Source organism: Rhodothermales bacterium (genome assembly GCA_013002345.1).
Taxonomy (GTDB): Bacteria; Bacteroidota; Rhodothermia; order Rhodothermales; family JABDKH01; genus JABDKH01.
This window is the reverse complement of the sequence record JABDKH010000170.1, coordinates 1-5784: the sequence shown is the minus strand read 5'-3', so window position 1 is coordinate 5784 and position 5784 is coordinate 1. Positions and strand designations below refer to the sequence as shown.

At 59.0% G+C, this 5784-nt stretch carries 5 protein-coding genes; 3 read left to right on the top strand and 2 right to left on the bottom strand.

Features of this window, described 5'->3' with window-relative positions; genetic code table 11:
* Nucleotides 1-10: 10 nt before the first annotated feature.
* Nucleotides 11-583: a sigma-70 family RNA polymerase sigma factor gene (locus HKN37_08610; GenBank protein ID NNE46707.1), complete on the bottom strand. Its 573-nt coding sequence runs from the start codon at nt 581-583 to the stop codon at nt 11-13.
* Between the two features lie 113 nt (nt 584-696).
* Here HKN37_08610 and HKN37_08605 point away from each other — a divergent pair, with 113 nt between their 5' ends.
* The 3 genes from HKN37_08605 to HKN37_08595 all read left to right on the top strand — a co-directional run bounded on the left by HKN37_08605 (nt 697) and on the right by HKN37_08595 (nt 4751).
* Nucleotides 697-1674 (top strand): NAD-dependent epimerase/dehydratase family protein, encoded by a 978-nt coding sequence (locus tag HKN37_08605; GenBank protein NNE46706.1) that lies wholly within the window; start codon nt 697-699, stop codon nt 1672-1674.
* A 239-nt stretch (nt 1675-1913) separates the two neighbouring features.
* On the top strand, nt 1914-3644 hold the full coding sequence (locus HKN37_08600) for a peptidase (protein NNE46705.1): 1731 nt from the start codon (nt 1914-1916) through the stop codon (nt 3642-3644).
* Nucleotides 3645-3692: 48 nt separating this feature from the next.
* Nucleotides 3693-4751, top strand: coding sequence for a trypsin-like peptidase domain-containing protein (locus tag HKN37_08595; GenBank protein ID NNE46704.1), 1059 nt, complete (start codon nt 3693-3695; stop codon nt 4749-4751).
* 4 nt (nt 4752-4755) lie between these two features.
* Here the strand turns inward: HKN37_08595 and HKN37_08590 are convergent, their stop codons facing one another.
* A complete protein-coding gene (locus tag HKN37_08590; protein ID NNE46703.1) occupies nt 4756-5694 on the bottom strand; it encodes a T9SS type A sorting domain-containing protein in 939 nt (312 codons plus the stop codon).
* Nucleotides 5695-5784: the final 90 nt, after the last annotated feature.

Genomic DNA, 5784 nt, shown 5'->3' with positions numbered 1-5784 from the left:
AGCGCAGAAATCACAGATCCACGCTCTGCTTGAGATCGCGCGACAGCCAGGCCCGGGCAAATTTCAGGTCGCGATCTACCGTCCGCGTCGACACGTTGAGCGAATGGGCGATCTCTTCAATCGCCAGGCCACCGAAGAACCGATGCTGAACGACCAGGCCGTGCCGCGGATACTGGGCCTCGAACCGCTTCAACGATTCGTCCAGCGCGAGGATGATGGTGGCCGGCTCGTCCGGTAGCAGGCGCTCCTCGTCCAGAGTGGCGTCGACGGCGCCTCCGCCGCGTTTGGCTGCCTTTCGCTTGAGCGCGTAGTTAACCAGAATTCGCCGCATCACGGTGGAGGCCATTGCGAAAAAATGCGAGCGATCCTTCCACTCCATCTCACTGATTTCCGCAAGCCGCAAATAGGCCTCGTGAACCAGTCCTGTGGTATTCAGCGTGTGCCCCCGACGTTCTCCCACGAGACGAGCGTGTGCCAGTCTCTTCAGTTGAGCATACACGAACGGCATGATCTTATCCAATGCCTCGTGGTCGCCGCCCGCGAACGCGCGGAGTTGCGCAGTAATGTCCGGAGGTGTAGCCATGGGTCACCACAGATCGGTAGCTTACTATTACGCATCGTCGGTGTAACAGTCAATGCTTTGCCGGCCCGGGCTGTTTCTTTAAGAGCTGGCCGTGCTTTGGAGGAGAAGTCACTATGGTTATTGCCGTCACCGGTGCCAGCGGACACATCGGGAGTAATCTTGCTCGCAGGCTGGTGAAGGAGGGTCATTCCGTCCGCGCGCAATATCGCACGGCGGCGACCCCGCTGGAAGCGATCGATGTTGAGGCTCGCGCAGGTGACATTCTTGATCCGGACTTTGTCTCCGGTTTCGTCCGCGGTGCCGAGATCGTTTTTCACCTGGCGGCCGAGATCTCGATCGCCGGGGATCCGACCGGCTCGGTCCGCCGAACCAACGTCGATGGTACTCGCATTGTGGCGCAGGCCTGCCTGCAAAACAACGTGCGCAGAGTCATCCACTTTTCGTCGATCCATGCATTCGAACAATTGCCGCGCGACGAACGGCTGGACGAACAGAGGTCGTACGTCGGGCCGGCCGCTTTCGCCTACGATCGATCCAAGGCGGATGGAGAGCGAGTGATCCGAGAAGCCGTCGTACGTGGACTTGATGCGGTAATCGTCAATCCGACCGCCGTCGTCGGGCCTGTGGATTTCCGACCGTCGTCCATGGGACAGGTGGTTGCAGCGATGGCTCGCGGGCAGATGCCGGCCATTGTTGATGGCGGGTTCGACTGGGTGGACGTCCGGGACGTAGTAGATGGAGCGGTGCTGGCTATCGAGAAGGGTCGCCGCGGGCAGAACTATCTCCTGTCGGGCACGTGGGCCTCGCTGCAGGAAATCGCCGGGTTAGTAGATGCGGCCTGCGGCAGGCCCAGTCGGCGGCTTGTGCTGCCGATCTGGATGGCCCGGGCCGCTGTCCCTCTGGTCGCGCTGGTCGCCCGGGCGGGCGGTGCGCCTCCGGTCTTCACTCGCGAATCGCTCGCGATCGTTTCGGAGTGCAACCGCGTCATAAGCCATTCTCGCGCATCACAAGAACTGGGTTTTCGGTCGCGGCCGCTGAGAGAGACCATTGACACTACGGTTCGTTGGTTCATTAATAATGCCTATCTTTAGTCTGTGTGCAGCATATAGTTATGGAATGTATAAGCGGTATCACTTAAAGAGCGGAGACAGGCAAGATTCCCTGCTTTTTCAGCAAGGACAACCAGATCGTCCTGTTTCCGTACCGCAGTGCATTACCCGTCAATTCTGATCTGCATCGAACCATGAGAACTTCCCTCGTCGCCCTGGTACTTGCCCTCTCGCTGTCTGCCTGCAGCTCACATCGAACCCTTGTCGACCGAAACGAATCGATGACGCCCGTCCTGTACGTCGTGGATCTGAACGATCGGTCTGACGACGTCTTTCGAGTGACCATGACGGCAGACCTCGGTCCGGAGAACGAGTACTATCAGTTTGCATCGACGGCACCGGGTACGTATCAGGTCATGGACATGGGTCGGTTCGTGAGGTCGTTCGAAGCGTTCGACGCATCCGGCGTGCCGGTGCCGACGGAGGAGGTCACAGCGGGTCGATGGCAGTTCTCCCGGCCGGGCGACGTCGCCAGCGTGCGTTACGAAATCGCGGAGACGTGGGACACGCCGGTCGACGAACATCCGATCTATATGATGGCCGGGTCGTCAATCGAAGACGACCACGTGTTTATCAACGGGCAGACGGTATTCGGATTCGCGTCCGGCATGCAGGGCACCCCACTCCGAATTCAATTCGATCATCCGGCTTCGTGGACAGTCGGCACCGCGCTCCCAAGGGGAGAGGACGGGCTGTACCATGCGGACGACTACGACCACATCGTCGACTCACCAGTGTTGATGGGAAGACTCTCGTTTGCCGAGGTCGATGTTCGTGGAACGGATGTGGAGTTGTATACCTACTCCAAAACGGACAAGGTGAAGTCGGAGCAGATCCTCGAGTCCGTTCGCGACATTCTTTTCGCGTCAGATGCGTTCCTCGGCAAACTTCCTGTCGACCGGTATGCCTTCCTGTTTCATTTTGAGGACATGTCGATGGGTGCCTGGGAGCACTCCTACAGTTCGGCCTACGTCTACGCCGAGGACGGATTCGAACAGGCGATTGTGGAGAGCATCCCTTCGGTCGTTGCCCATGAGTTCTTCCACATCGTGACGCCGCTGAATATCCACAGTGAAATCATAGAGGACTTCAACTTCGCGGAGCCGGTCGCATCAGAGCATCTGTGGCTGTATGAAGGGACGACCGAATGGGCGTCGGACATGCTGCAACTCCGAGCGGAGTTGATCGATCTGGATAACTATCTGAATCGGCTCAGTACAAAACTCAATATCGACGATCGATTCGATCCCTCCTACAGCCTGAGCAAGCTCAGCTTGACGTCATACACCAGCGAAGGTCAGCGGCAATATGGCAACATCTATCAGCGCGGAGCAGTCGTTGCCGGACTGCTGGATATTCGGTTGCTGGAGTTGTCAGGTGCAAGCAAAGGTCTTCGGGAGGTTCTCATCGATCTTTCGAACCGGTACGGCCCCGATCGGCCGTTCGATGAGGAGTCATTTTTCGACACGTTCGCCGAACTCACGCACCCGGAAATCGCCGACTTCTTCGAAAGCTACGTCCGGAATGCCAATCCGCTTCCAATAGCCGACTATTACAGAAAACTCGGCATCCGCTATGAGTTGCAGCGGGAGACCGGAGCCACGGAAGCCAGTGCCGGACTAGAAATCAATGTGCAGGAAGGCAGGATCGTTATTGTGGGGGTTGCTCCGGAGGTGACCGAGTGCGGGTTTGCGATCGGCGACGAACTCGTCAGCTACGACGGTCGGGAGGTCAGCATGAAGACGATCCGGCAGCTCGCCGCTGAGTGGCGTGAACTGGCAGCCGGTATTCCCTACGAACTCACGGTTCGACGCGGAGATAAGGAGGAGGTCGTGAGTTGTGCGAAGTTCAACAGGCCAACGGTGGAGCGACATGTGTTCTCGATCGATCCGGAGGCTACGCCCGGGCAGATCGCCATGAGAGCGGCCTGGATGAGGAACTTGCCGCTGTAGCCTGGATTAGCAACGTGCAGTGAATCATATCTTCGAGCCGGTAAAATCTTGAACAGGCCGTGGTGGAGCGTCTTCGTAATACCGGCGCTCATGATCTTATGTGGTTGCACGCGGACCGTGTACGTGCCGGCCGGGGGGGTCGTCGCGGACAACCTGTATGACACGCCGCTGTCCAACGTCGGTGCGGACGATGCATTCGAGCGTGCGTTTGCTGCCATTCATTTTCTGAATTCGGTCGCCTATTACAAGCGCTTCGTGTTCGCACCGGGCAACGATGTCGACCCGCGAACGATATCGGAGGAGGACGTGCTGCGGCGTGCCGTGTCTTCGGAGATGTACCACGAGACGGCGTCCGGAACTGCGACGGCTGTGTACGAAACGCCGTCCCGGATCGCTCTCGTGACAAGTGCACACGTAGTCGCATTCGCCGATACGATCGTGACGTTCTACGACTCGGAAGGGCAGGAGCGATCCGTGCACAGCCTGGCGGTCAAACTGCGTCAGAGCACGTACATCCCGGACATTCCGGGAGCCGACAACATCGAAATCCTTGCCATGGACGACGAACTGGACGTGGCGCTTGTGGGGCAGATCGTCGCCGACCTTGAGCCGGGCACGGTCCGTGTCGTCGACTTTCCGGTGGGTACTGTGACCGATCTCCGGTGGGGATCACAGGTGTTCGTATTCGGATTCCCGGCGGGAGCGCGGATGGTAACAAGTGGACTTGTGAGCAAGACGTTTCGGGATCAGCGAACAGCGTTTCTGACCGACGCCGCGTTCAATCGCGGGTTCAGTGGCGGGCTCGTGCTTGCCACGCGCGATGGCGCCCCGAACTTCGAATGGGTCGGTATGGCGAGCTCTGCGGCGGCGTCGTCAGAGTTCATCCTTACACCTCCGGACGACGCCGAGCTGCAGCCCGAAGATCTTGGCCGACCCTATGACGGCCCGATCATCCTGCGCCAGCGAAAGCGTCTGAGATATGGCATCACGACGTGCATGAGTATCGACGTGGTGCTTGATTTCCTGGACGACCATGCGTCTTCGCTGGCCGGGAGAGGCTACGTGATCAACCTTGCCCGTAAGAAAAGGGCGAGGCCGGCTCGGTGAGTATTCACGGAGCGTACGTTGCGGGCACTACCCTCACCCGATTACCGGCGACCACGCGGACATAGTACGTTCCACGCGCGAGGCCACGCGGGCTCCACGTCAGTCGATAATGATCCGCAGTTGAACGCGCACCGTGGGCCAGCCTTGCAACCCGTCTCCCCAGCACGTCGAACACCTCAACGTCGACTGTAGCGTTCCACTCTGTCGTGAACTCGACAACCAGGGTCGTTGAGAACGGATTCGGATATATGCTCAGCTCTGCAGCGGTGCCGGTTGGATTCGACGGCGTCGGATTGTCGAGGCGCGGAGCCTCATCCACGCTGCCGCTGTCTTTCGGGGACACATGCGAGTTCGAAATCAAGACCTTTCCGCCGGCGGTTTTCAGCATGTCACTGTCTCCGTACAGATCTTCAATCGATAGCACTCCTTTGATCACGAGCGTGGCGCCCTCCTCGACGTGCAACTCGTTCACGGCGAGTGTGGAGCCTTCGCTCACAAGCAGCGAGCTTCCGGAACGGACTACGAGCGTACCGGCTGCAAGGACGTCTGTAGCGATCTCCAGACGGCTTTCGTTTGTAATGTCTGCGACTCCGGAAAGAGTGACCTCGCGGCTCTCGGGCCCGATGCGGGAGTCGGACCTGAACGTCGGATTGTAGCGGAAGTCCGCCCGGTAGTCGATAACCATGACCGTCGGGTCGACCTCATCGTACCGGATGTTATCAATAGCAGCGAAGTCCCCATCGGAGAGGACACGTCCGGTCGGATAACGCGAGTAGCCGTGAATGTTCGGAGTGGTCCATGGCGTGAGCTGCGGTGACCGGGGTCCAAACATGTCGCCCTCATACGTCTCCGTAGTGAGCCCGAGATTTACGTCGTCGTCTGCCGTGATCACCGCCACATTGCGGTGTTTCGTGACCCGCGTCGCCAGCAATCCTGTAGTCATCAAACCGTGGTCCGAGCGTGCGCCGTAGCAATCCTCCGTACGGAGCGTGTCGAATGATCCAACGCGTTGATGATTGGACAGGTAGAGACG